General features: G+C 48.5%; 22 protein-coding genes. 2 read left to right on the top strand and 20 right to left on the bottom strand.

Annotation, left to right across the window (positions count from 1 at the left end; translation table 11 throughout):
• The first annotated feature begins 31 nt into the window (after positions 1–31).
• A complete protein-coding gene (gene ppsA, locus VK958_RS12290) occupies positions 32–2404 on the top strand; it encodes a phosphoenolpyruvate synthase (protein WP_325241750.1) in 2373 nt (790 codons plus the stop codon).
• Between the two features lie 29 nt (positions 2405–2433).
• Complete coding sequence (locus VK958_RS12285; protein ID WP_325241748.1) at positions 2434–3237, top strand: pyruvate, water dikinase regulatory protein; 804 nt, start codon at positions 2434–2436, stop codon at positions 3235–3237.
• Between the two features lie 60 nt (positions 3238–3297).
• Here VK958_RS12285 and VK958_RS12280 read toward each other — a convergent pair whose 3' ends face one another.
• From VK958_RS12280 to VK958_RS12185, 20 genes are all read right to left on the bottom strand, one after another.
• Positions 3298–3993, bottom strand: a complete 696-nt coding sequence (locus VK958_RS12280) for a hypothetical protein (RefSeq protein WP_325241747.1) — start codon at positions 3991–3993, stop codon at positions 3298–3300.
• A 138-nt stretch (positions 3994–4131) separates the two neighbouring features.
• Entirely contained in the window at positions 4132–5337 is a 1206-nt protein-coding gene (locus VK958_RS12275) for a multidrug effflux MFS transporter (RefSeq protein WP_325241894.1), read from the bottom strand.
• 84 nt (positions 5338–5421) lie between these two features.
• Positions 5422–6603 (bottom strand): pyrroloquinoline quinone biosynthesis protein PqqE, encoded by a 1182-nt coding sequence (gene pqqE / locus VK958_RS12270; protein WP_325241745.1) that lies wholly within the window; start codon positions 6601–6603, stop codon positions 5422–5424.
• 17 nt (positions 6604–6620) lie between these two features.
• Positions 6621–6905, bottom strand: a complete 285-nt coding sequence (gene pqqD, locus VK958_RS12265; RefSeq protein WP_325241743.1) for a pyrroloquinoline quinone biosynthesis peptide chaperone PqqD — start codon at positions 6903–6905, stop codon at positions 6621–6623.
• Positions 6906–6940: 35 nt separating this feature from the next.
• Positions 6941–7705 (bottom strand): pyrroloquinoline-quinone synthase PqqC, encoded by a 765-nt coding sequence (gene pqqC, locus VK958_RS12260; RefSeq protein ID WP_325241741.1) that lies wholly within the window; start codon positions 7703–7705, stop codon positions 6941–6943.
• 9 nt (positions 7706–7714) lie between these two features.
• Entirely contained in the window at positions 7715–8656 is a 942-nt protein-coding gene (pqqB, locus tag VK958_RS12255) for a pyrroloquinoline quinone biosynthesis protein PqqB (RefSeq protein WP_325241739.1), read from the bottom strand.
• Between the two features lie 268 nt (positions 8657–8924).
• Positions 8925–10007, bottom strand: coding sequence for a 3-deoxy-7-phosphoheptulonate synthase (locus VK958_RS12250; protein ID WP_325241737.1), 1083 nt, complete (start codon positions 10005–10007; stop codon positions 8925–8927).
• Positions 10004–11125, bottom strand: a complete 1122-nt coding sequence (gene hisC / locus VK958_RS12245) for a histidinol-phosphate transaminase (RefSeq protein WP_325241735.1) — start codon at positions 11123–11125, stop codon at positions 10004–10006. The genes VK958_RS12250 and hisC overlap by 4 nt, the downstream gene beginning before the upstream one ends.
• A gap of 12 nt (positions 11126–11137) precedes the next feature.
• Positions 11138–12220, bottom strand: coding sequence for a prephenate dehydratase (pheA, locus tag VK958_RS12240; protein WP_325241733.1), 1083 nt, complete (start codon positions 12218–12220; stop codon positions 11138–11140).
• 23 nt (positions 12221–12243) lie between these two features.
• Positions 12244–13323, bottom strand: a complete 1080-nt coding sequence (gene serC, locus VK958_RS12235; RefSeq protein ID WP_325241731.1) for a 3-phosphoserine/phosphohydroxythreonine transaminase — start codon at positions 13321–13323, stop codon at positions 12244–12246.
• A gap of 8 nt (positions 13324–13331) precedes the next feature.
• Positions 13332–15902 (bottom strand): DNA gyrase subunit A, encoded by a 2571-nt coding sequence (gene gyrA / locus VK958_RS12230; protein WP_325241729.1) that lies wholly within the window; start codon positions 15900–15902, stop codon positions 13332–13334.
• 242 nt (positions 15903–16144) lie between these two features.
• Positions 16145–17335, bottom strand: coding sequence for an O-succinylhomoserine sulfhydrylase (locus VK958_RS12225; protein ID WP_325241727.1), 1191 nt, complete (start codon positions 17333–17335; stop codon positions 16145–16147).
• A 227-nt stretch (positions 17336–17562) separates the two neighbouring features.
• A complete protein-coding gene (purF, locus tag VK958_RS12220; RefSeq protein WP_325241725.1) occupies positions 17563–19098 on the bottom strand; it encodes an amidophosphoribosyltransferase in 1536 nt (511 codons plus the stop codon).
• A 31-nt stretch (positions 19099–19129) separates the two neighbouring features.
• Positions 19130–19648 carry a CvpA family protein gene (locus VK958_RS12215; RefSeq protein ID WP_325241723.1) on the bottom strand — a complete coding sequence of 173 codons (519 nt, stop codon included), beginning with the start codon at positions 19646–19648 and terminating at the stop codon, positions 19130–19132.
• Between the two features lie 8 nt (positions 19649–19656).
• The gene (locus tag VK958_RS12210) at positions 19657–20343 is read right to left on the bottom strand and encodes an SPOR domain-containing protein (RefSeq protein ID WP_325241721.1); all 687 of its coding nucleotides are present in this window, start codon (positions 20341–20343) and stop codon (positions 19657–19659) included.
• Positions 20344–20396: 53 nt separating this feature from the next.
• Complete coding sequence (gene folC, locus VK958_RS12205) at positions 20397–21698, bottom strand: bifunctional tetrahydrofolate synthase/dihydrofolate synthase (protein ID WP_325241719.1); 1302 nt, start codon at positions 21696–21698, stop codon at positions 20397–20399.
• Positions 21698–22561 (bottom strand): acetyl-CoA carboxylase, carboxyltransferase subunit beta, encoded by an 864-nt coding sequence (gene accD, locus VK958_RS12200; RefSeq protein WP_325241717.1) that lies wholly within the window; start codon positions 22559–22561, stop codon positions 21698–21700. Before accD ends, folC begins: the two co-directional genes overlap by 1 nt.
• A gap of 30 nt (positions 22562–22591) precedes the next feature.
• Complete coding sequence (gene trpA, locus VK958_RS12195) at positions 22592–23392, bottom strand: tryptophan synthase subunit alpha (protein ID WP_325241715.1); 801 nt, start codon at positions 23390–23392, stop codon at positions 22592–22594.
• A 66-nt stretch (positions 23393–23458) separates the two neighbouring features.
• Complete coding sequence (trpB, locus tag VK958_RS12190) at positions 23459–24661, bottom strand: tryptophan synthase subunit beta (protein WP_325241713.1); 1203 nt, start codon at positions 24659–24661, stop codon at positions 23459–23461.
• A gap of 50 nt (positions 24662–24711) precedes the next feature.
• Positions 24712–25350, bottom strand: coding sequence for a phosphoribosylanthranilate isomerase (locus VK958_RS12185; protein ID WP_325241711.1), 639 nt, complete (start codon positions 25348–25350; stop codon positions 24712–24714).

Genomic DNA, 25350 nt, shown 5'->3' with positions numbered 1-25350 from the left:
ATCATCTGATTTAAAACAATTAAGGGTTTATATGGTAAGTCATGTTATTCCATTCGAGAATCTCAGAAATAGCGATGTGCCGTCAGTCGGTGGCAAGAATGCTTCTTTGGGTGAAATGATTTCTCAGCTAAGTGCCAAGGGTGTACGCGTGCCGACAGGCTTTGCAACAACGGCTGATGCATACCGTGAATTTTTATCTCAGAACGGCTTAGATAAAAAAATCAATGACTTGCTCGATAAACTAAATGCTGATGATACGCAAGCATTAGCAAAATGCGGCAGCCAGATCCGCCAGTGGATCATGGAAGCGGAGTTTCCTCCGGCACTGCATTCCGCAATCGCTGAAAATTACGAAACCCTCATTAAAAAATCAGCGACTGGAACCACCTTCGCCGTGCGTTCATCCGCAACTGCTGAAGATTTGCCTGATGCTTCTTTCGCAGGTCAACAAGAAAGCTTTTTGAATATCCATGGCCTGGAGAATATCACCCACGCCATTAAAGAAGTATTCGCGTCACTATATAATGACCGCGCGATTTCATACCGCGTACATAAAGGCTTCGTACATGCAGATGTTGCGCTGTCAGCTGGCGTACAGCAGATGGTGCGTTCAGATATTGGCTGTGCTGGCGTCATGTTTACCATTGATACAGAATCCGGTCATAAAGATGTTGCGTTCATCACGGCTTCCTACGGCCTGGGCGAAACAGTGGTGCAAGGTGCGGTCAACCCTGACGAATTCTACGTACACAAGCCGTTGCTCAACCAGGGAAAACCGGCGATTGTACGTCGCACCATGGGTTCAAAATTGATCAAAATGGTGTTTTCTGACGCGACCCAGGCTGGTAAATCTACCAATACGGTGCCAGTCGACGCAGCTGAGTCTAATCGCTATTCTCTGAATGATGCGGATATCTTGGAATTAGCAGGTTATGCGATCACCATTGAACAGCATTACGGCTGCCCAATGGACATCGAGTGGGGTAAAAACGGTTTGGATAACAAACTGTATATCCTGCAAGCCCGTCCGGAAACCGTGAAATCCCAGGAAGCAGCCAAGAATGTTACTGAAACATTCAAACTGCAAAAACATGCTTCAGTGCCAGTGGTTGCCGGTCGTGCCGTGACACAAAAAGTGGGCGTTGGCCCAGTGCGTATCGTACTGGATCCAGCCGACATGCATGAAGTACAACCGGGTGACGTATTAGTTGCCGACATGACAGACCCTAACTGGGAGCCTGTCATGAAACGTGCCAGTGCATTGGTCACCAACCGGGGTGGTCGTACCTGCCACGCAGCGATTATTGCGCGTGAATTAGGTATCCCTGCAATCGTCGGCTCAGTCAACGCCACTGACCTGCTGCGTGATGGTGAAATCGTGACGGTGTCGTGTGCAGAAGGTGAAACAGGATTTGTGTATCACGGCGCATTGGATTTTGAAGTAAACACCCAAGCAAACAACGCATTATCCAAACCACCATGCAAAATCATGATGAATGTGGGTAATCCGGATATGGCATTTACGTTTGCGCAAACGCCAAATGATGGCGTTGGCCTGGCGCGTCTGGAATTCGTGATCAACAATATGGTCGGTATTCATCCTAAAGCGATCCTGAACTTCGAAGCCATGCCAAAAGCTATCCAGACCACGATCCAGAATCGTGCGCGTGGATATGCCAGCCCGAAACAGTTCTATATTGATAAAGTGGCAGAGGGTGTAGCTACGATTGCTGCTGCCTTCTATCCAAAACCAGTGATTGTTCGCACTTCGGACTTCAAGTCTAACGAATACAAGAAACTGGTTGGCGGCGATATTTACGAGCCAGATGAAGAAAACCCGATGATCGGCTTCCGTGGTGCGGCACGTTACATGGCTGAAGACTTTAAAGAGTGTTTCGCCATGGAATGTCAGGCCATGAAAAAAGTCCGCGACGAAATGGGACTGGTTAACGTGGAATTGATGATTCCTTTCGTACGTACACTAGAAGAAGCACGTGCCGTGACTGAAATCATGGAAGCCAATGGCCTCAAACGCGGCGAGAATGGTTTGCGCCTGATTATGATGTGCGAAATTCCAGCCAATGCCCTGCTGGCTGAACAGTTCCTTGAATACTTCGATGGATTCTCTATCGGTTCCAATGACCTGACACAGCTGACACTTGGTATGGACCGGGACTCAGGCATCCTGGCAGATGGTTTTGATGAACGCAATGATGCAGTGAAAGTGTTACTGAAGATGGCGATCAATACCTGTAACCGTTTAGGTAAATATGTCGGCATCTGCGGCCAAGGCCCATCTGACCACGAAGATTTTGCCGAATGGCTGGTAGCCGAAGGCATTCAATCTGTATCCCTTAACCCGGATACTGTGGTTGCAACATGGCAGCGTTTGACTAAAAAATAATTTTATAGTGACACACTTAAGGCAATCGCATGAATTACCGTTCTGTTTTTATTATTTCTGATGGTACGGGAATTACTGCGGGGGCCTTAAGCAAGCTGCTGGAGCACTTTCCCAATACTAAATTCACTACCACCCGCCTGCCTTTCACCGATAATGATGAAAAGGTACAGGCTGGTTTCGAGCATATCCAGAAGGTAGCAGATCAGGATGGTATCCGGCCGATTGTAATTATGTCAGTCGGTAACGGGGAGCATAGAAATCGTCTGAAACAGGCCAATGCCTACTTTATTGATCTGTTCCACCGCTTTATCTACCCTCTTGGTTCCGAGCTTAACCAGGAGCCACTCACAGGTGCCAGCATTGCCTACAGCTCCATGGGTAATAGCTACCACGAGCGTATGGAAGCGATTAACTTCACCCTGAACCATGATGATGGCATGACCAATACCGGCTTGGATGAAGCTGAAGTGATTCTGATTGGTGTGTCACGCTGTGGTAAAACGCCAACCAGCATTTATCTGGCCATGCAATTTGGTATCAAAGCCGCCAATTACCCATTGATCCCGGAAGATTTCGAACGTGGCTCGTTTCCTGCCGCGGTAGAAAAGAATATAGACAAGATCTTCGGGCTGACCATCAAGCCAGAACGCCTGCATTCGGTACGTAGTGAGCGTCGCCCTGACAGCTTTTATGCTTCGCTGGATAACTGCCGCAAAGAGATTGAAAAGGCAGAGGACATGATGCGTCGCTACAACATCACCTGGGCTGACTCTACCAGCCGTTCGATTGAAGAGCTTTCTGCGCTGATTCTGCAAAAAATACGCCAGCGCTAAGGCTGGCGTTTTGACTAATCCTTAAACTAATTCACTGAATTTAGCTTTCAGATGCACTGACTAAGCAGCCATGGCCATTTCTTGCGTCTTAGGTCTAGGCTTCACGGGCACTTGCGTCTGTTGTGGTTTCAACATATCGCCACGCCAGAAATAGTAAAATTCACGCGCTACACTTAAAAAAGTATGCTGGTTACCCAGCGCATTGAATAATGGCAAGTTTCTATCCACCATCAGGCGATAGCTATGCGATTGTTTGTGTGGAACAGTGCGTAGCGTGAGCAACAGGCATTTTGCCATACGCATGCGTTCTTTAAAGGCTGCGGGGTCAAACCCTTTGTCTTGTGAGTCTGTGAGGAAAGCTTCCAATATATGCTTCTCAATACTGGACATCAAAGTCTTGTCCAAATCATACCAATGCTTGAACAATTCATCTTGCGTCGCCGTCGCTACTGGCACATTGCCGTTGAATACTTTAGCCTGGCTCATCGCAGCAATTGCCTTGATATCACGTACCCAGAATGAGAAAAAGTCACGGATGACAGGTAACACCATTGGAATCTCTGCGGTGTCGATACTCGCAATAAAACGGTCGACCGCGTGACGGTAATCAGTGCCTGTACAGGGAGTATCTTTTAAAAACGCGCTTAAACGGATGATGGTGAATTCACGCTGAATTAATACGCGCTGGCTCACGCCCTGGCCGGTAAGCAGTTTTACATAAGCCTTTTGTGCCTCTTCTTCTCTGGATATTTCCATTGTGACTCCCATCTGCTTTACTGATTATTACTGCCGTATGGTCAGCTATTTATAATCCATCATAAAACAGGCTGCCACATTTCAAATAAGCGATTAAATCAGTGAATGCCCCATATCTTTCAGTTTCACTGTGCCAGGTTAATTGCCGCTTGGCGCCAACTGGCGACGCACAATCAATAGTGAAATGGCACTAAGCAAGGTCATGCACAACATAGTTGCTGCCAGTTTTAGCGGTGAATCCCACATCAGCGGGACAATCAACGCGGAGCTAATGGTAGAACAGAGCATTTGCATAAATGCCTGCGCTGAGGCAGCAGTACCGCGCACTTTCGGGAAACAATCCAGCGCAGCAATCGAAAGCACCGGCATCGCGGCAGCCATGCCTATGTTAAACAGCGCGATAGGCAGAATGGCCAGCCACCAAACATGGTGAATCGCATGCATGGCCCATAGTTGTACAGCGACATTGCCGCTGGCGATAAGTACCATCCACATAAATGACCAGCGCAGCAAATTGGCTGGGGATATTTTTCCTGCGGAATGCCGGGAAATCCAGGAACCCAGCATCATACCGGTGACTGTAGGGATAAAGAGGAACCCAAACTGCTGGCTGCTTAAATGCAGGTGTTCGACCAGGAAAACCGGACTGGCCAGCACATAAATAAAAAAAGCAGAAAAATTAAGTCCAAGGCAGGTGATCAGCACAACAAACATACGATTTTTCAGCATGATCATGTAAGTGTCTTTAATGCCGGTGAAGGAAAGTGGCACCCGTTTGTCTGCAGTCATGGTTTCTGGTAGATAGCGGGTGGCAGCCCATAACGCGATGGCAGCATACAGCGCCAGGAATACAAAAATCGCCTGCCAGTGTATCCCAAGCAAAATGCCTCCCAGTATCGGTGCGACCGCCGGTGCGATGCCGAATAGCAATTGCACGGTGGCCATGACCTTTTGTGCTTGAGCACCGGAAAAAAGATCGCGCACCATTGCACGCGCAACCGTATTACCAGCCCCACCGCTCACCCCTTGCAGGGCGCGGAACAACCATAGTGTTTGTATGTTCGGTGCAAAAGCACAGCCGATACTGGCTATTACAAAAACAGCCAGGCCCCATTTGATGGTTTTGATCCGTCCTATCGCATCTGAAATCGCACCATGAAATAAGGTCATCAACGCATAAGGTAATAAATAAAAAGTCAGGCTTTGCTGGATCGCCAGGCCATCGGTACCGAACTCGGCAGCCATTATGTGAAAAGCGGGCAGATAGGTATCAATCGCAAATGGAGCAAGTGCCGCCAGTGTGGCAAGTACCAGCACCAGGACGGAAGAGCGTGAGATCAAAATAGGTGGCTTTCTTAAAAAGAATACAGGTGCCGTGTGGCACCTGTAGATGATAAATCATATTGCAGGAACTTGCTCGATGCCGCGTTAGGGCAAAGCGTGGAACTGTTCAATTCTTTCCTTATCGCCTTCCACATATTTTTTGGAGTTTTTGTCGGTGCGGAAAATGATCGGCTGCTCACGGACCAGCGGATTTTGCGAGCTTAACAATGCTTCATCGATTAGATGACGGTTAGGTGATTTGGTACATACCGGGTCAGCCATTTCCGCATCGCCACTAAGTATATAGGACTGGCATCGGCAACCACCCAAATCATTATCCTGCTCATCGCAGCTACGGCATGGCTCTTTCATCCAGTCCTTACCACGATACTTTGTAAATGCTGGCGACTCTTTCCAGGCCCATTCCAGGCCGTTTTCACGCACATTGGGAAATTCCATCCCTGGTAATACGCGGGCAGAATGACATGGCAGGACATCGCCATTGGCAGTGACAATCATAAAGACCTCGCCCCAGCCGTTCATGCATTTTTTCGGCCGGTCGGCAAAATAATCCGGCACCACAAAAAACACTTTCATTTTGTTACCGACGCGCTCCCTGAAAGCATTGGTCGCAGCTTCAGCGTTGTTTAACTGTTCGCGTGTTGGCATCAATTGGTCACGGTTAACCAGGCTCCAACCATAGTATTGGGTATTGGCAAGCTCAACATAGTCGGCACCTAGCGCTTCTGCCATTTCCAGGATTTTACCTACCTGGTCAATGTTGTAGCGGTGGATCACCACATTCAGCACCATTGGATAACCATGTGCCTTGATCATGGCCGCGACTTTTTTCTTCAACTCGAAAGTACGGGTGTCAGTGATAAAGTTGCTGATGTCTTCAGTCACATCATGCATGGAGAGCTGAATGTGATCCAGGCCGCCCTCTTTAAATGCCTGGATGCGTTTTTCAGTCAGGCCGACACCTGAAGTGATCAGGTTGCTGTAATAACCAAGTTTATGAGCTTCGGCGACGATTTCTTCAATATCATCACGCAACAAAGGCTCACCACCCGAAATCCCTAACTGGATCGCACCCATTTTACGCGCATCGCGTAAGGCACTGATCCATTGTTCGGTACTTAATTCATTTTTGGTGTGTTTGTCATAATCAGTCGGGTTGTAGCAAAAAGCACAATGCAGCGGGCAACGGTAGGTCACCTCTGCCAACAGCCATAGCGGCTGTTTATGCGTAACATTTGCTGCAACTCCATTATTCAATTGTGCCATGATGCTCTCCTTGCGGATCAATTCACCCTGCGTAACCAGGCTTTGCCTACAGCCAGGTCAAACATGCCGAGAATATCGGCTTCAATACCTTCTGCATCCGGAAACGCAGCTTTTAATTCGGTAACAATGTCGCCTACACTTGCTTTTCCATCCAAGCGCTTCAAAATTTCTCCGGCACCACCATGCAATTTCACCATGCCTTCCGGAAACAGGATGACGTAGCTCTGCTGGGCTTCTTCCCACTGAAAGCGGTGGTGTAATGCAATCGCATAAATATCTGTATGTTGAATATTGTTTTCCATCTGTCTACTTTCAAATGCTCAAGCCAATCCAGTACTTAGTTTTCAATCTTGATCACCGGCTGGCGTACATAATCGCGACCTTCGGTTTTAATGTCAGTTGAAGCGAGCATAATTGAATCCGCAATCACCCAGAGTACATTGAGCTTGAATTGCAGGATATCCAGCGCTTTTAATTGCATGTCGCGCGAGGTACTGAAATAGTCTAAGGTCACACCCAAACCTTGTTCTACATCGCGGCGAGCTTCGGTCAGGCGCTTTTTAAAGTACATCAGGCCTTCTTCTTTCACCCACGGATACATGCTCGGCCAGGAACTGATACGTTGCTGATGAATATGCGGCGCAAACAACTCGGTCAGGCTTGAGCAGACACTTTCTTGCCATGAGCGCTGTTTGGCGAAATTGATGTAAGCATCCACCGCGAAACGCACACCTGGTGAGACTAATTCAAGACTGGTTACTTGCTCCCGCGTCAATCCCACAGCTTCGCCCAGTTTGATCCATGCTTCAATACCGCCAATCTGGTCATCCACACCATCATGGTCCGTAATGCGGACTATCCATTGCTTGCGCACTTCCTTGTCAGGACAGTTGGATAAGATGGCCGCATCCTTCATCGGGATCGCAATCTGGTAATAAAAACGGTTGGCCACCCAGCATTGCAACTGCTCTTTAGTCAGCTTGCCTTCATACATCATCACATGGAATGGATGATAGATATGGTAACCCTGTCCTTTTTCACGTAGCCTGGCTTCGAACTCTTCCCGTGTCCATGGCAATTGTGCCTGAGTCACTGCATTCATGATGCTCTCCTAAAGAATGATATCCATACCGTCATACGCCACCTCGATCTTGTGATCGTTAAGGATGGCGCGCTCGGCAGAATCTTCCCTTAAAATCGGGTTGGTATTATTGATATGGATCAGCACTTTGCGTACTGGTTTATCTGAACCGAACTTGTCGAGCTCTTCAATCATGCCACCGGGGCCCGATTGTGGATTATGGCCTATGCTACGCGCGGTTTTAGTCATTAACCCCATATCAAGCATTTCGGTATTGGTCCAGAAAGTACCATCTACCATGATGCAATCCGCCTGGTTCATCAATGCCGGTAAATGTGGCTCGATCTCACCTAAACCAGGTGAATACCAGCATTTCTTGCCAGTGCTGATTTCTTCGATCAAGACACCGATAGTGTCGCCAGGATGCGGATCATTGCGATGCGGTGAATAAGGCGGCGCAGCGCTTTTTAATGCCACTGCGGTAAACCGCAAATTCGGCACGCCTGGTATCTCAAAACTGTTAGCTTGGCTGATATCATTCGCATCAATCGGTATTTCATGATGATTAACACCGCAGTAATGGCCAAGAATATTCAGAATCTGGTTACCACTGGTCAAGTCTTCATACACCATTTTGGTACAGTATATTTCACGCTTGACTTGGCCTTCACGCAGCATGAACAGGCCAGTGGTGTGGTCAATCTGGGCGTCGATTAAAATAATGGCCTGGATACCGCTATCACGGATGGCACGGCCTGGCTGTAAAGGTGGGAACTCCTGGATTTGCTGCAAGATATCCGGTGAAGTATTGAACAACACCCAATCGACGCCATTACTTGACACACAAATAGAAGACTGTGTACGACGCGTGGCTTTAATCGTGCCTTTGCGCAAGCCATCACAGTTTTCACAGTTACAGTTCCATTGCGGGAAACCCCCGCCAGCACCAGCACCCAACACGTGTATATACATAAATCGCTTCTTGTTTTAATCATTTTTGAGGTAACGAAAGCCATCATACAATAATTCACTCACCATCGTAGATAACTCTTCGTGCGGCAATGAGCAATGACTCTTGCCTGTAAAGTATGACTCGCATCATACGCATGCGTTGCAAGTTCACCCTGCTACTGACAATGATTCCCTGCTCATGATTTTCATGAGCACAGTCATAGCGCGCTATAAAATAAAAAAACCGCATTGAATAATGCGGTTTTTAATTTGCGCAGGACTAACTGGATTAGTCTTCTTCAGCCAATTTTTCGCGTCTGAACTTGACTGCAATCGCCAATTTTTCGAGTACAGCTACCGAGTCCTCCCAACCCAGACAGGCATCGGTAATGGATTGTCCATAATTCAACGTGCACCCTGGAGAGTGATCCTGACGGCCTTCGTTAAGATGCGACTCCAGCATCACACCAATAATACGACTGTCCCCACCGGCAATCTGGCCAGAGATATCATCAACTACTGCAATCTGATTTTTGTACTGCTTTTGGCTATTGCCATGACTACAATCCACCATCAACACAGGTGCGAGGCCAGCATCAGCTAATTGATCACAGACTTCACCAATACTCTGGGCATCGAAATTCGGTAATTTGCCGCCACGTAAAATGACATGGCAATCCTCATTACCTTTGGTCGCAAAAATTCCTGACTCGCCCTCTTTGGTCACAGACAAGAAATGATGCGGGCTTGCAGCTGTTTTAATCGCGTCGATCGCTACTTTAGCGCCACCATCAGTACCATTCTTGAATCCGACCGGGCAGGATAGACCTGAAGCCAGTTCGCGGTGAATCTGGGATTCTGTTGTGCGTGCGCCAATGGCCCCCCAACTGACTAAATCGGCAGTGTATTGGGGCGACACCACATCCAGGAATTCAGTCGCAGCCGGCATGCCGATTTCATTCACTTCCAGCAAAAAGCGACGTGCTTTTTCCAACCCTAAGTTAATGTCATAAGTGCCATCCAGGTGCGGATCATTGATCAACCCTTTCCAGCCGACAGTGGTTCGCGGTTTTTCAAAATATACCCGCATTACAATTACTAGCTCATTGCCAAGTCTCTTACGCACTTCAAGCAGGCGTTTTGCGTATTCCATGCCGGCATCCGTGTCATGAATCGAACACGGCCCGACAATCACCACCAGGCGGTCATCGCCTTGATGCAGAATATGATGAATCGCCGTACGCGTTTGCAGGATATTCTGGGTAGTGGTATTGCTTTCCTGTAGGCGTGACAATAGCTCCGCCGGTTTAACCAGAGGTTTAACTTCGAGCACCCGAACATCGTCGGTGGCTAATTTTTCATAGGTATTCATGACTTCAAAATCTGTTCCAGCACTTCCAGGAAACGTGCATTTTCACTATACAAACCAATACTCACGCGCAAATAATCCGGCATTTCATAATTGGCTACCGGCCGCACAATCACGCCTTGTTTCAACAAAGCCTGATTGACTGCGCTCGCATTGGTCACCTTAAAACTGACAAAGTTGCCAAAAGAAGGAATAAACTCCAGGCCTAGTTTTGTTAGGCCTTGTGTCACTTGCGTCATGCCGGCCTGATTGGCCGCATAACTACGCGCGACAAAGTCTTCATCCTGCAAAGACACAGTGGCGGCCACTTGGGCCAGGCTGTTTACATTAAACGGTTGGCGTACGCGATTCATCAGGTCAGCCAAGCTTGCATGCATAAGCCCAAAACCCACCCGCAAGCCTGCCAGGCCATAAGCCTTCGAGAACGTGCGTGAAATAATCAGGTTTTCAAATGCCGCCAGCCAATCAATCGCTTCAGACTTATCGGCAGCCGACAGATATTCGTCGTAAGCTTCATCGAGTACAACCACAATATTTTTCGGTACTGTTTGCAGAAAGTCTTTTAATACAGCTTTGGAAATCAATGTGCCGGTCGGATTATTCGGGTTGGCGACAAAAATCAGTTTGGTTTTTGGTGTAATGGCTTTTGAAAAGCCAACTAAATCGTGACCAAAATCCACTGCAGGGACTATTACTCCAGTTGCACCGGCCGCTTGCGTCACCAGTGGATACACAGCAAAGGCATGCTGCGAATAAATCACCTCATCACCGGCGGTTAGAAATGCACGTGCTGCCAACTCCAGTATGTCATTAGATCCGTTACCAAATACAATCTGATCCGGTTTTACTTGATATTTGTGGCTCACCGCATCACGTAAAGCAAAACTATTACCGTCAGGATAACGCGCGATTTCGTAAATGGCCTCTTCAAGCGCCATTTGCGCTTTAGGGCTCATGCCTAGCGGGTTTTCGTTTGAGGCCAGTTTCACGATATCCGCTTCATTTAATCCCATTTCGCGAGCAAGCTCACTGATAGGCTTTCCACCTTGATAAGGGGCAATCGCACGGATATTGGCTGGCGCCAATGCTGACAAATAAGAAAGCTTTGAAGAATCAGACATATTTTTAACAGTTTAAATAATCGCGGTTGGGTATGAACCCAACACTTTGAGGAATGTGGCGCGTTCAGTTAATTCTTTCAGTGCCGCTTGCACAGAAGGCGCCTGCTGATGCCCTTCGATATCGACAAAAAATACGTAATTCCATAAATTCTGGCGTGAAGGCCGGGACTCAAGCTTGGTCATACTGACCCCATGCCGTGACAATGGCTCCAGCAACTGCAAAACTGCGCCTGGTTTATTGTGTGCACTCATCACCAGGGATGTCTTGTCTTGACCTGATGGCGCAACGCTATGATTACCTATCACAAGGAAACGCGTAGTGTTTTTTGGGTCATCTTCAATATTTTCAGCAAGGATATGCAAATCAAATAGCTCAGCCGCCCGCTTGCTCGCAATCGCAGCAGCAAACGTACCTTGCGTCGCAACCAGTTCATGAATCATCTGCGCTGCGCGGGCATTGCTGGTCACCGCTTCACGCTCTACGCTGGGCAGCACCTTATTCAACCACTCATGGCATTGCGATAAGGATTGCGCATGCGAGAACACATGCGAGATTTGTGAAATATCCTGTTGGGCTGACAGCAGGCAGTGATGCACGGGCAGAGTGACTTCACCAACGACTTGTAATGCACTCGCCAGCAGTAAATCCAGTGTGATACCAACCGCACCCTCGGTTGAGTTCTCTACCGGCACAATCCCGTAATCTGCCTGGCCAGCTTCCACCGTGCGGAAAACTTCATCTATGCTGGCGCAAACGACTGCCTGGCGCCCTTCTCCAAACTGCTTGAGGGCAGCCTCTTCACTGTATGTGCCTAAAGGGCCTAAAAAAGCGATTGATAATTCTTTTTCCAGCGCACGGCAATTAGACATCACGGCACGGAAAATATAGCTGACGGCTTCAGGTGACAACGGCCCTTGATTCTCGGCTTGCAAACGGCGTATGACTTGCGCCTCGCGCTCCGGGCGGTAAATCACACCATCATCTTTTAAATGCCCGATTTCACGCGCCAAAGCTGCACGCTCGTTCACCAATGCCAATAACTGGGCATCGATAGCGTCAATTTTATCTCTAAATTGTTTTAATAAATCAGACATTTAAGAATTATACTTAATGTAAATTAGGAATTATTTTTTTCGAATTCCTGCATAAAAGCAACTAATGCTTTCACACCTTCTATCGGCATGGCATTGTAAATACTGGCACGCATACCGCCAACTGAACGGTGACCTTTTAATTGCAGCAAACCACGCACATCCGCTTCCTTCAGGAAAGAATCATTCAAGCTTTCATCGCGTAAACGGAACGGAATATTCATACGTGAACGGTACGCAGGCTCAATCGGATTGTAGTAAAACTCAGTTTGATCGACGTAGTCGTACAACAAGTTTGCTTTGGTAATATTCACTTTTTCAATCGCCTCAACGCCACCTTGTGCCAGTAACCACTCAAATACGAGGCCGGCGATGTAAATACTATACGTCGGCGGCGTATTGATCATGCTCTGGTTTTCAGCCTGGGTTTTCCAGTGGAATACGGCAGGCGTCAACGGTGAAGCTTGTTCGAGTAAGTCTTCGCGCACAATCACCAGGCATAAACCCGCGGGGCCGATATTCTTTTGTGCGCCACCATAAATCACGCCATATTTTGATACATCAATCGGGCGCGAAAGAATATGCGAAGACATATCAGCGACGATAGGCACGCCGTTTGTCTCAGGCACATCCACAAACTCAACACCATTAATCGTCTCATTGGTGCAGTAATGCACGTAGGCAGCCTCTTTATTCAGCTGCCACTTTGAAAATGACGGCACATGCGTGAAGTTATCTGCTTCTGCGGTGGCTGCAATATTGATCTGCCCATAGACTTTGGCATCTTGCACACTGCGCTTGCTCCAGGAGCCTGTGACCACATAATCCGCCGATTTTCCATTCAGCAAATTCATCGGGATGATGGCATTTTCACCAATAGCGCCGCCTTGCAAAAACAGCACCTTGTAATTGGACGGAATAGCCAGCAACTGTCGAAAATCGGCTTCGGTTTTCTCCAGGATACTGGTGAATTCCTTACCGCGGTGTGACATTTCCATCACACTCATGCCACTGCCATGCCAATCAAGCATTTCAGCTTGCGCGCGCTCCAGAACGGGTTTTGGTAAAACTGCCGGACCTGCTGAAAAATTAAAAATCTGTGTCATGAATCCAACTATTCTTCGCTATCGTTCTCGTCTTCATCAGTTTCAACGATCTTTTCAAGACCGGACAACTTCTCGCCTTCACCGAGGTTAATCAGTGTCACGCCTTGTGCAGCGCGACCCATATCACGAATTTCTTTCACGCGGGTACGGATCAATACACCACCGGTAGTAATCAGCATGATTTCGTCATCTGCTGTCACTAATCTCGCTGCAACCGCCAGGCCGTTACGTTCGCTGATTGCAATCGCCTTCACACCTTGCGTACCGCGACCGGAGTGACGGAATTCAGACAACACAGTACGTTTACCATACCCATTTTCGGTGGCAACCAATACTGATTGCTGATCATTTTCTGCAATTAGTAATGAAAGCACTTGCTGTTTGGCAGCCAGTTTCATACCGCGCACACCACGCGTTGCACGGCCCATGGGGCGAACATCATCTTCAGTAAACCAAACCGCTTTACCGCCGTTGGAAACCAGCACAATATCATTCTTACCATTGGTGACTTCAGCACCAATCAGGTAATCATTGTCATCGAGGTTGATCGCGATAATGCCGGATTTACGCGGGTTGGAGAATTCAGTAAGCGCTGTTTTCTTCACCGTACCCATGGATGTCGCCATAAACACGAAGTGGTTTTCGTCGAATTCTTTCACTGGCAGGATGGCGTTGATTTTTTCGCCCTCTTCCAGTGGGAACAGGTTCACAATCGGCTTGCCACGGCTGATGCGGCTGCCTTGCGGCACTTCGTACACTTTCAGCCAGTACACACGGCCGCGGCTACTGAAGCACAAGATGTAATCGTGCGTGTTTGCCACGAACATCTTGTCGATAAAGTCATCTTCCTTGGTTGCTGCTGCCTGCTTGCCACGGCCACCACGACGTTGGGCACGGTATTCATCCAGCGGCTGTGATTTGACATAGCCAGTATGCGACAGGGTCACCACCACATCTTGTGGTGTGATCAGGTCTTCCAGCGACAAGTCCTGCGTATTATGCTCTATCTCGGATCTGCGTTTGTCGCCGAACTGTCGCTGAATCTCGTTCAGCTCTTCCACAATAATGGCAGTGACGCGCTCAGGTTTCGCCAGAATATCCAGCAAATCGGCAATGATATCCATCACTTCTTTGTATTCCGTAACGATCTTGTCTTGTTCCAGGCCAGTCAGGCGTTGCAAGCGCATCTGCAGGATTTCCTGCGCCTGCACATCTGACAAACGATAGCCCTGTGGCGTCAGACCAAAGTCAACCGACAGGCCTTCCGGACGTGATGCTTCCATGGCGGCGCGCTTGAGCATGTCTTCAACTACAGTAGAATGCCAGTCACGTGCCATCAATTCTTTTTTCGCTTCAGGTGGCGTTGGTGCAGCTTTGATGATAGCAATCATCTCGTCCACATTAGCCAGAGCGACCGCCAGACCTTCGAGCACATGACCGCGGTCGCGCGCTTTACGCAGTTCAAATACCGTACGCCGCGTGACAACTTCGCGACGGTGACGCAGGAAAGCTTCCAACATTTGCTTGAGGTTAAGCAAACGTGGCTGGCCATCCATCAAGGCCACCATGTTCATACCGAAGGTATCTTGTAACTGGGTTTGCTTGTAAAGATTATTCAGAATAACTTCTGGCACTTCGCCACGCTTAAGCTCGATGACCACGCGCATACCGGACTTATCCGACTCATCGCGCAAGTCAGAAATACCTTCAATTTTCTTCTCGTTGACCAGCTCGGCGATTTTTTCAATCAGGGTTTTCTTATTCACCTGATATGGCAGCTCATCAATAATGATGGACTGGCGCCCGCCTTTATCCAGGTCTTCAAAGTGGGTACGGCCCCGCATCACCACACGGCCACGGCCGGTACGATAACCCTCTTTGACACCGACTGTGCCGTAAATAATACCTGCGGTTGGGAAATCCGGCGCAGGAATATACTCAATCAGTTCATCAATGGTGATTTCCGGGTTTTTCAGTAATGCGAAACAGCCGTTGAGCACTTCATTCAGGTTATGTGGCGGAATGTTCGTCGCCATGCCCACCGCAATCCCCGAGCTGCCGTTGATCAGCAGGTTAGGAATACGGGTTGGCATGATCAACGGCTCTTGTTCGCTGCCGTCATAGTTAGGGCCGAAATCGACAGTTTCTTTCTCGATATCTGCCAGTAGTTCGTGCGCAATCTTGGACATACGGATTTCCGTATACCGCATGGCCGCTGCGTTATCACCATCCACAGAACCAAAGTTACCCTGGCCATCAACCAGCATGTAGCGCAATGAGAAATGCTGCGCCATACGCACAATGGTGTCATACACTGCTGTATCACCGTGCGGGTGGTACTTACCGATCACATCACCGACAATACGGGCGGACTTTTTGTATGGTTTGTTATAGTCATTAGACAGCTCGTGCATGGCGAACAATACACGTCTGTGTACTGGTTTGAGACCATCACGCACATCTGGTAAAGCACGACCAACAATTACGCTCATGGCGTAATCAAGGTAACTACGGCGCATCTCGTCTTCGAGGCTGATAGGCAGAGTTTCTTTAGCAAACTGATCGGGAGACTGACTCATTCTTGACCCATTTTATAGTTAAAAATTATCTCGCGATTTTAGCATATTTAGCAGACTCTGGCTGTTAAAAACGGGGCTAAAATGGCGTGGATCAGGCTTGTAGAAGTGAAAATTAGATTTAAAAGCAGAAATGAAATAGATGAGTTTTATCTGTCAGGGTATCGATGATTAAAAACTGCGCATAACAAAAACGGTTTATCGCATCACCAGTGGCTGATACGATAAACCGTTAGTTATAAAGTCTAGAGTAACTGTGATAACAACTGCAAGTCAGCTTTTAAATCTTCCACATGCTCCAGCCCTACTGCAATACGCACCAGGTTATCTTTGATGCCAGCCTCTGCCCTGGCCTCCGCTGTCACACGGCTATGCGTAGTGGTTGCCGGGTGAGTGATGGTCGATTTCGCATCTCCCAGATTGGCCGTAATTGAAATTAGCTTGGTGGCATCAATTAACTCCCAGGCCGATTCTTGAGCGCTTTGTCCCGAGCGTGGTTTAACCTCAAAAGTAACGATGCCGCCACCCAGTCTTTGCTGCTGTTGTGCCAACGCATATTGTGGATGCGATGGTAAACCAGGGTAATACACGCGCGCTACCCTCGGCTGTTGCTCCAGCCACTGCGCAATTGCCAGTGCACGCTGCGCGTGTGCTTCCATACGGATCTGCAATGTTTCCATGCCTTTGACAAACACCCAGGCATTGAATGCACTCATGGTGACGCCTGCTGTACGCAAGAATCCATAGACCGGCTCCATCAATGTCTTATTGCCTAGCACAGCACCACCTAATACCCTGCCTTGGCCGTCGATATATTTAGTCGCAGAGTGAATCACAATATCGGCACCCAGTTTCAATGGCTGCTGCAAAGCCGGCGTGCAGAAACAATTATCAATTGCCAGGTAAGCACCTCCGGCATGTGCGACTTCAGCCAGCTTTGCGATATCACCTACTTCGGTCAGCGGATTAGACGGCGTTTCGGCAAAAAACAATTTGGTATTCGGTTTAACCGCTGCTTTCCATGCATCCACATCGGTCAGTGACACCAATGTCACTTCTAAGCCCCAACGCTTGAGAATATTGGAGAATAATTGCACCGTAGTGCCGAACACACTGCGAGATGCTACGACGTGGTCGCCGGCACTACAAATTCCCATGATACAGGCCAGAATTGCCGCCATCCCGCTGGCGGTCGCCACGCATTGCTCGGCGCCCTCCAAAGCGGCTAATTTATCTTGAAACATAGTCACGGTCGGGTTAGTAAAGCGTGAGTAAATGTTGCCAGGTTCAGTGCCGCCAAATCTTGCCGCTGCCTGGGCTGCATTTTTAAAGCGGAAACTGGAGTTCAGGAACAGAGCTTCAGAATTTTCACCAAACTCGGTTGTCAACGTGCCAGCACGTACTGCCAGCGTTTCCAAATGGTATTGATCACTCATTTTGTTTTAATCTTCCAACTATCTTTAATCTTTAACGACACATTTAACTTTGACAATGCATGCAGACAATAAAAAACCCGCTTCAGCATTGCGCTAAAACGGGTTTTTGGGCTCTCGCTTTAGCAGGATTTATAATGCGCTCGCAAGCTGAGTTCGGCTTCGTTTAAAGTTCGCCACTCAAATCAGCGCAATTTCATTAGACGCCTTCTAATGGAGCCTGTCAAGAGTTAATCCACCCCTACCAGATCTGTTGATAACAAATTCAAATCCAGCTGCGTGGTTGAATTCGGAGGCGGTTGTTTTTTGTTGAAATCGCTACGCGCCGCCTCAATACGATTCAGGTAAGCCGCATCGATATCACCGGTCACGTACTTGCCATCAAAACAGCTACAATCGAACTCTGTCAGGTGCGGGTTAGACTTGGTAATGCTTTCTCTCAAGGCATCCAGGTCTTGGTAAATCAATGCATCGGCACCAATTTCAGCACAAATTTCTTCATCGGTACGGTCAGTCGCTAACAACTCGTCACGGCTAGGCATATCAATGCCGTACACGTTAGGGTAACGTACCGGTGGTGCGGCAGAAGCGAAATACACTTTGTTAGCGCCGGCATCGCGCGCCATTTGCACGATCTGCTGTGACGTTGTGCCACGCACAATAGAATCATCAACCAGCAGGACGTTTTTACCTTTGAACTCAATGCCGATCGGGTTCAGTTTCTGGCGGACTGATTTTTTACGTAATGCCTGGCCTGGCATAATAAACGTACGGCCGATATAACGGTTTTTGATAAACCCTTCACGGTAATCCAGGCCCAGTGAAATCCCTAATTGCAAGGCACTCGGGCGGCTGGTATCAGGGATAGGAATCACGACATCAATCTGCTTGTCGGCCCATTCGCGCTTGATTTTTTCGCCTAGCAAAGTACCCATATCCAGGCGGGTCTGGTAAACAGAAACACCATCAATCACTGAGTCTGGGCGCGCTAGGTAAACATATTCAAAAATACAGGAAGTCAGTTTAGGATTTTGCGCACATTGACGGCTGAACAAATTGCCATCCATATCGATAAATACTGCCTCGCCTGGCTCAACATCACGTAACAGGGTAAAGCCCAGCACATCCAGCGCAACACTTTCAGAAGCCACGATATATTCAGTGCCTTTGCTGGTTTCCTGCTTGCCTATCACTAACGGGCGGATACCATGTGGGTCACGGAAAGCAAGCAAACCGAAATTCGCAATCATGGCGACTACGGCATAAGCGCCTTTACAGCGCCTGTGTACACCAGAAACCGCATCAAATACCATGTCGCTGTTCAACAAGGCATTTTTGGAAGTGCCTTCGATCTCGTGCGCCAATACATTCAATAACACTTCCGAGTCGGAGCTGGTATTGATATGACGCAGGTCTTGCCTGAACATTTCAGACTTCAGTTGCTCAGAATTGGTCAGGTTGCCATTGTGTCCAAGCACAATGCCGAAAGGTGAGTTGACATAAAACGGCTGTGCTTCAGCTGCACTGGAGGATCCAGCAGTTGGATAGCGGACATGCGCAATACCGACGTTACCAGCTAAATTGCGCATGTGGCGGGTATGAAATACATCTTTTACCAGCCCGTTATTTTTATGCATATGGAAGGTGTTACCATCGCAAGTCACGATCCCTGCAGCGTCTTGACCGCGATGCTGTAGCACCAGCAACCCGTCATACAACAACTGGTTCACCGGGTTTTTACCTACAATACCGATAATTCCACACATAGCGACATCCTATCCAAGACTAGATTACAAATTAAATGAGAGACTCATCTGCCTGCTGATGTTCCAAATGCACATGTTCAGCAATACTAGATGGTATCCATGGCAGCAAATTCAAGACCAGCACTTCAACGGGAGCACTCAACATGGCGTTGGTCCAGCGTGCATCTTTGGGTATATCGGTCATCGCAGCCAGCATCGCCAGTATGCAGACGATTAATACGCCTTTAACTGCACCGGCAAGGCCGCCCAGCACGCGATTGAGGCCACCCAAACCCACTGCTTTGATCAGTGTGGTCAGTAATAAAGCTAGCAAGGTACATAAAAACAGCACTGATAAAAATACTAGCAAGAATGCAGCAATCGCTTTCACCGCTTCACCAGGCACTTGCTCCGGGATATAGCTGATGACCTCGCTGTTAAATTTGTTGGCCAGATAAAATGCCAGTACCCAGCCAATCACCGAGAACAGTTCACGGATGGCACCTCGCATTAAACCAACCAGGATGGAAAAGCCAATAATACCTAGTACAAAATAATCAAATATGGTCATTGCCTGATTCAGGATTTCGCCACAATTCCGCTAAAACCGGCAGCTTCAAGTTTTTTCAGCGCTGCTGCCGCTTCATTACGTGTCGCATACGTGCGCGACCGCAACCGCAACTTATTACCAGCGGCATCGACTTTATCAGTCGCCGCTTCAAACCCGGCCTGTTTCAATTTGCCTTGCAAGTTTTCCAGGTTACTCGGGTCAGAAAATACACCAAACTGCACATAGAATTTACCTGGTACTTTATCGGAAGCATTAGACTCTTCTTTAGGTTTCGCCGCCGCAACTTTGGGTTCAACTTTGGGTTCAACTTTGGGTTCAACTACTGGAACAGCTTTACCGGTTGACGGTTCAGGCGCAACCTCTGCTTTAGTCGCTTTGTTTTGCGCTATAGGTGCAACAGGCACTTCTTCGATATGTGCTGCGGGTGTTTCCGCGGTTGGAGTTGTGTTAGCTGAGGCATTTGCAGCAGGTGCAGCCTCTACCTCAAGCTCAACATCCTCATCCGGCAATTCAAGTATTGGTTCGCGGTTGGCTTGTTGGTTGACGACGGTAATTTCAACTTCGTCATGTGCGGGTTCGACGACCCTGTCTTTCAGTACAAAAGGCAATACAATCAACATTAAAATAACCAGGGTGATTGCACCCACCAGCCGCCTGCGGGCTGTTTTCTTCAGGATCAGTTCTTTGTCTGTCAAACTATCTCTTGCCATGTTGTCTTAAATTCTCACTCAGATCATTTCATATCAAGCTAGCGAGTAGCTATTGATGAAATCCATTGCTCAGGTGTTATTTCCAGGATGGCAGCCACGGTGAAGAATGAGCCGAACACAATAATTTTATCATTTTTTACCGCTTTTTTATAACAGCTTCTTAATGCTGCTGGCAGGTCAGGATGTGTATGCAATCGCTGCTCAGAAACCTTGTGGCTTAGGCACTGGCGCAGGTAATCAACGCTGGCAGCACGTGGATGCTGGATCGGTGCGACTTCCCATTCATCAATGACATCATGCAGGATATCGACCACGCCAGCGATATCCTTATCTGACAACATCGAAAATACCGCAAATACCTTACAACCTTTTTCACTCAATTGCTGCAGATTACTACGCAAGGCACGCGCAGCATGCGGGTTATGTGCTACATCCAGAATCACGTCAGGGGAACGCTGCCAGTATTGAAACCTTCCAACGACTTCTGTGGAAGTCAACCCTTGCCTCAAATCATCGTCAGTCACAGGTAATTGCGGTTGCAGTGCGCGTACCGCATAAATCACATTGGCGGCATTTTGCCACTGGTAATCTCCAAACAATTGTAATGGATCAATCGCCAAGGAACCTTCCGCGTCACTGTATTCCGCATCCGCCATGTCCATGCGGTAATCCACACCATAGCGTTTTAATGGCACGCCCAGAGACCCGGCATAACTGAGGAGGGATAGCGGAGGATGCGCATCGCCACAAATCGCAATCTGTTCCTTACGATAAATGCCTGCCTTTTCATGACCGATCAATTCACGGGTATCCCCCAAAAACTCCATATGATCCAGGTCGACATTGGTCACGATAGCGCAATCGGCATCAACGATATTAACGGCATCCAGCCTGCCACCAAGCCCTACTTCGAGAATTACAATATCCAGAGGCTGTTGTTCAAACGCCCACAATGCAGCCAGGGTGCCCATTTCAAAATAAGTCAAGGCGATATCTTCGCGCGCTATTTCTACCGCTTTGAATGCTGCGCATAAAACATCATCAGCGATCAGTGCGCCACTTAACCGGACGCGCTCTTGATATTGCACCAGATGCGGCGAGGTATAACACCCGACACGATAGCCAGCTGTGGCATAAATGCCCTCCAGCATCGCACATGTCGACCCTTTTCCGTTGGTACCACCTACGGTGATCACGGTAAAGGGGAATTCCAGCTGCAGTCTCGAAGCTACGGCTTGTACCCGAGACAATCCCATTTCAATGGATTTGGGATGTAGTGACTCTATGTAGCTAAGCCAAGCCTCGACTGTGACAGGAAGCCCGGGCAAATGAGACGACATCAGGCCACTTTAGCAATATTCATAAAACCAGCCAGCAACTGGCTTAATTTCGCACGCATTTCCCGGCGGTCAATAATCATGTCAATCGCGCCATGGGTTAACAGGAACTCTGCGCGCTGGAAGCCTTCAGGTAAAGTCTCCCGCACTGTTTGCTCAATGACACGTGGACCAGCAAACCCGATCAGTGCATTTGGCTCAGCCACAATCACATCCCCCAACATGGCAAAGCTGGCAGATACACCCCCCATGGTCGGATCAGTTAAAACTGATATATAGGGCAAACCTGCTTCAGAAAGTTTAGTCAGTGCCGCACTGGTTTTAGCCATCTGCATTAATGACAGCAAGCCCTCCTGCATACGCGCGCCGCCACTGGCAGAGACGCAGATAAAGGCACATTTGTTTTCAATAGCCGCCTGAACGCCGCGTACAAAGCGTTCGCCGACGACAGAACCCATGGAACCACCCATAAATTTAAACTCAAATGCAGCCACCACCACTGGTACACGTTCGACGGTACCGCGCATCACAATCAACGCATCTTTTTCTTTTACCTCGCGCTGCGCTGTGCGCATACGTTCTACATACGTCTTGCTATCCTTGAATTTAAGGGCATCAACTGGAGTGACATCAGCACCGATTTCAACCCGGTTCTCAGCATCAAGAAAGACATTCAAACGCGCGCGTGCACCTAACCTGTGATGATGCGCACATTGCGGACACACTTCGAGATTGGCGTCCAGATCAGTACGGTACAGCACGGTCTGGCAGGCATCACATTTATGCCAAAGCCCTTCAGGCATATTCCGGCGCTCACCGCTCACCGCACGTTTGATTTTTTGAGGAATTTTGTCTAACCAGCTCATAGCATCTCCTGCTCAAATAATGAGATGACCCTAAACGGAGTCAATCGCAGTACGTAATTCTTTCATCAAGGCCTGAACATTTTGAATCAGATTATTTTCATCTGACTGCTCGATTGCCAGCACCATACGGCTACCCACTACCACCGCATCTGCAATCGCCGCCACTTCGCGCGCGGTCTCTGCGTCTTTCACGCCAAAGCCAACACCTACCGGAAGGTCTGTACTGTTGCGGATTTCAGTCACACGTCTTTTTACTTCAACAATGTCAAGGTTGCCGGCACCGGTGACGCCTTTAAGCGACACGTAATACAGGAAACCTGTAGCCTGTTTTACAATCAGTTCTGTGCGAGATGGCTCTGTCGTCGGAGACAGCAGAAAAATACTGTCAATACCCGCTGTTGCCAGTTGCTTATTGAAGCTTTCACATTCCTCAGGGGGGTAATCGACAGTCAATACGCCATCGACGCCGGCGTCTTTGGCCAAGGCCACGAACTGTTCCGTGCCCATTGCCTCTATCGGGTTAGCATAGCCCATCAACACAATTGGTGTTGTCTGATTAGTGTCGCGGAATTTTTTTACCATTGCCAGCACTTTGCGCAAGCCCATCTTATGCATCAAAGCACGTTCACTTGCACGTTGGATCACCGGGCCATCCGCCATCGGGTCAGAAAAAGGCACACCCAGTTCAATCACATCTGCTCCGGAAGCGACTAGAGCATGCAATAAGGGTACTGTTTGGTCTGGATGGGGGTCCCCAGCGGTAAAGTAAGGAATCAGCGCTTTTTTACCTTGCGCTTTTAATTCAGCAAAAACGGATTGAATGCGTGACATAGCAAAGAATTCTTTTTCTCAATGTATCGGGCTATTTATATAGTCTGGACTAGCTAACTGACGACATCACAGCGTGATGTTAGAAAGCTTAGCTACGGTATTAATGTCTTTGTCACCGCGTCCTGAAAGATTCACCAGGACCGCTTGGTCAGGTGACATCGTTCTAGCCAGCTTTTCCGCATAAGCCAATGCATGACTCGATTCCATCGCAGGAATGATACCCTCTGTACGACAGAGTTGGTGAAAGCCATTCATGGCTTCGTCATCCGTGATCGCGACATACTCGGCGCGCTTGATATCTTTTAACCACGCATGCTCCGGACCGACTCCTGGATAATCCAGGCCAGCGGAGATGGAGTGTGTTTCAACAATATTGCCGTCTTCATCCTGCATCAGGTAGGTTCGGTTACCATGCAACACACCTATCGGGCTGTTAGCGGTTAAAGGTGCGGCGTGCTGGCCAGTTTCAAGGCCATGCCCGGCGGCTTCCACGCCAATCAGGCGTACATTGTGCTGGTCGATATAAGGATAAAAAATACCCATCGCATTGGAGCCTCCACCAACACAGGCAACCACTGCATCAGGTTGGCGACCTATCATTTCCTGCATTTGTTGTTTGGCTTCAATACCAATCACCGCCTGAAAATCGCGCACCATCATTGGGTAAGGATGCGGGCCTGCAACCGTGCCAATGATGTAAAAAGTATTGGAGATATTGGTCACCCAATCACGCATGGCTTCATTCAATGCGTCTTTCAGTGTTTTAGAGCCGCTTTCTACCGGGATGACAGTCGCACCCAGCAGCTTCATACGAAACACATTCGGCGCCTGGCGTTTCACATCTTCTGCGCCCATATACACGACACACTCAAGGCCTAAACGTGCAGCGATGGTTGCAGTTGCCACGCCATGCTGTCCTGCACCGGTTTCAGCGATTACACGCGGTTTGCCCATGCGTTTGGCTAGCAACGCCTGACCAATGGTATTATTGATTTTGTGCGCGCCGGTATGGTTTAAATCTTCGCGCTTAAGGTAGATCTGTGCGCCACCAATTTTATCGGAAAGCCGTTTCGCGTGGTAAATCGGGCTCGGGCGACCGACGAAATGTTTGAGATCGTAAGCAAACTCGGCTAAAAACTCCGGGTCGTGACGATATTTTTCATACATCACCCGCAGCTCTTCAAGGGCTTCCACCAAAGTTTCCGCGACAAAAACTCCTCCAAATGGGCCAAAATGGCCATGCTTATCTGGCATGTCATACACTTGCATGCGTTACTCCGTATATCATTCCGTTATTCAAACCGCCCCGCACGCCAACATCAACCTGCATTGCGACTTGCATCATATTGAGTTACCTGCTGCATAAATGCGGCTATCTTTTCTGGGGATTTAATCCCTTTTTGCGCCTCAACCCCACCGCTTACATCCACAGCATAAGGCTGGACTTGCTGTAATGCCTGAGTGATATTATCCGGGTACAATCCACCTGCCAGAATCAATGGTTTTTTCATTCCAGCCGGAATCAATGCCCAGTCAAATGTCTGGCCTGTCCCTCCGACAGCTTTTTCTGAAAAAGTATCCAGCAACAAGGCGGAAGCCGACACAAAATCAAGCTCGCATTGTACCAAACTTACATCCGGTTTGACGCGGATTGCTTTGTAATATGGCAGATTAAATTTCTCGCAATAGTCTGCCACCTCATCCCCATGAAACTGCAGACAATCCAGGAAAGTGGCATCGATCACACGGTTGACCTCGTCGGCTGATGCATTTACAAACAAACCAACCTTGCTGATGTAAGGCGGCAAAGTTTTAACGATAGCCTGCACCTGCGTTGCAGTCACTGCACGCGGGCTTGGGGCATAAAACACAAAGCCAAGTGCATCGGCACCTGCATCAATTGCCGCCCATGCATCTTCCTGACGGGTGATACCGCAAATTTTGACTCTGGTTCGCAT

It is taken from the genome of Methylophilus sp. (assembly GCF_035460085.1).
In the GTDB taxonomy this organism is placed as follows: Bacteria; Pseudomonadota; Gammaproteobacteria; order Burkholderiales; family Methylophilaceae; genus Methylophilus.
This window is presented reverse-complemented; position numbering and strand designations above follow the sequence as displayed.

What these genes read in the sequence shown, in the direction of transcription:
- ppsA (WP_325241750.1), top strand. Translation starts at nt 32, where the DNA reads ATGGTAAGTCATGTTATTCCATTCGAGAATCTCAGAAATAGCGATGTG.
- VK958_RS12285 (WP_325241748.1), top strand. Translation starts at nt 2,434, where the DNA reads ATGAATTACCGTTCTGTTTTTATTATTTCTGATGGTACGGGAATTACT.
- VK958_RS12280 (WP_325241747.1), bottom strand. Translation starts at nt 3,993, where the DNA reads ATGGAAATATCCAGAGAAGAAGAGGCACAAAAGGCTTATGTAAAACTG.
- pqqE (WP_325241745.1), bottom strand. Translation starts at nt 6,603, where the DNA reads ATGGCACAATTGAATAATGGAGTTGCAGCAAATGTTACGCATAAACAG.
- pqqD (WP_325241743.1), bottom strand. Translation starts at nt 6,905, where the DNA reads ATGGAAAACAATATTCAACATACAGATATTTATGCGATTGCATTACAC.
- pqqC (WP_325241741.1), bottom strand. Translation starts at nt 7,705, where the DNA reads ATGAATGCAGTGACTCAGGCACAATTGCCATGGACACGGGAAGAGTTC.
- pqqB (WP_325241739.1), bottom strand. Translation starts at nt 8,656, where the DNA reads ATGTATATACACGTGTTGGGTGCTGGTGCTGGCGGGGGTTTCCCGCAA.
- VK958_RS12250 (WP_325241737.1), bottom strand. Translation starts at nt 10,007, where the DNA reads ATGAATACCTATGAAAAATTAGCCACCGACGATGTTCGGGTGCTCGAA.
- hisC (WP_325241735.1), bottom strand. Translation starts at nt 11,125, where the DNA reads ATGTCTGATTCTTCAAAGCTTTCTTATTTGTCAGCATTGGCGCCAGCC.
- pheA (WP_325241733.1), bottom strand. Translation starts at nt 12,220, where the DNA reads ATGTCTGATTTATTAAAACAATTTAGAGATAAAATTGACGCTATCGAT.
- serC (WP_325241731.1), bottom strand. Translation starts at nt 13,323, where the DNA reads ATGACACAGATTTTTAATTTTTCAGCAGGTCCGGCAGTTTTACCAAAA.
- gyrA (WP_325241729.1), bottom strand. Translation starts at nt 15,902, where the DNA reads ATGAGTCAGTCTCCCGATCAGTTTGCTAAAGAAACTCTGCCTATCAGC.
- VK958_RS12225 (WP_325241727.1), bottom strand. Translation starts at nt 17,335, where the DNA reads ATGAGTGATCAATACCATTTGGAAACGCTGGCAGTACGTGCTGGCACG.
- purF (WP_325241725.1), bottom strand. Translation starts at nt 19,098, where the DNA reads ATGTGTGGAATTATCGGTATTGTAGGTAAAAACCCGGTGAACCAGTTG.
- VK958_RS12215 (WP_325241723.1), bottom strand. Translation starts at nt 19,648, where the DNA reads ATGACCATATTTGATTATTTTGTACTAGGTATTATTGGCTTTTCCATC.
- folC (WP_325241719.1), bottom strand. Translation starts at nt 21,698, where the DNA reads ATGTCGTCTCATTTGCCCGGGCTTCCTGTCACAGTCGAGGCTTGGCTT.
- accD (WP_325241717.1), bottom strand. Translation starts at nt 22,561, where the DNA reads ATGAGCTGGTTAGACAAAATTCCTCAAAAAATCAAACGTGCGGTGAGC.
- trpA (WP_325241715.1), bottom strand. Translation starts at nt 23,392, where the DNA reads ATGTCACGCATTCAATCCGTTTTTGCTGAATTAAAAGCGCAAGGTAAA.
- trpB (WP_325241713.1), bottom strand. Translation starts at nt 24,661, where the DNA reads ATGCAAGTGTATGACATGCCAGATAAGCATGGCCATTTTGGCCCATTT.
- VK958_RS12185 (WP_325241711.1), bottom strand. Translation starts at nt 25,350, where the DNA reads ATGCGAACCAGAGTCAAAATTTGCGGTATCACCCGTCAGGAAGATGCA.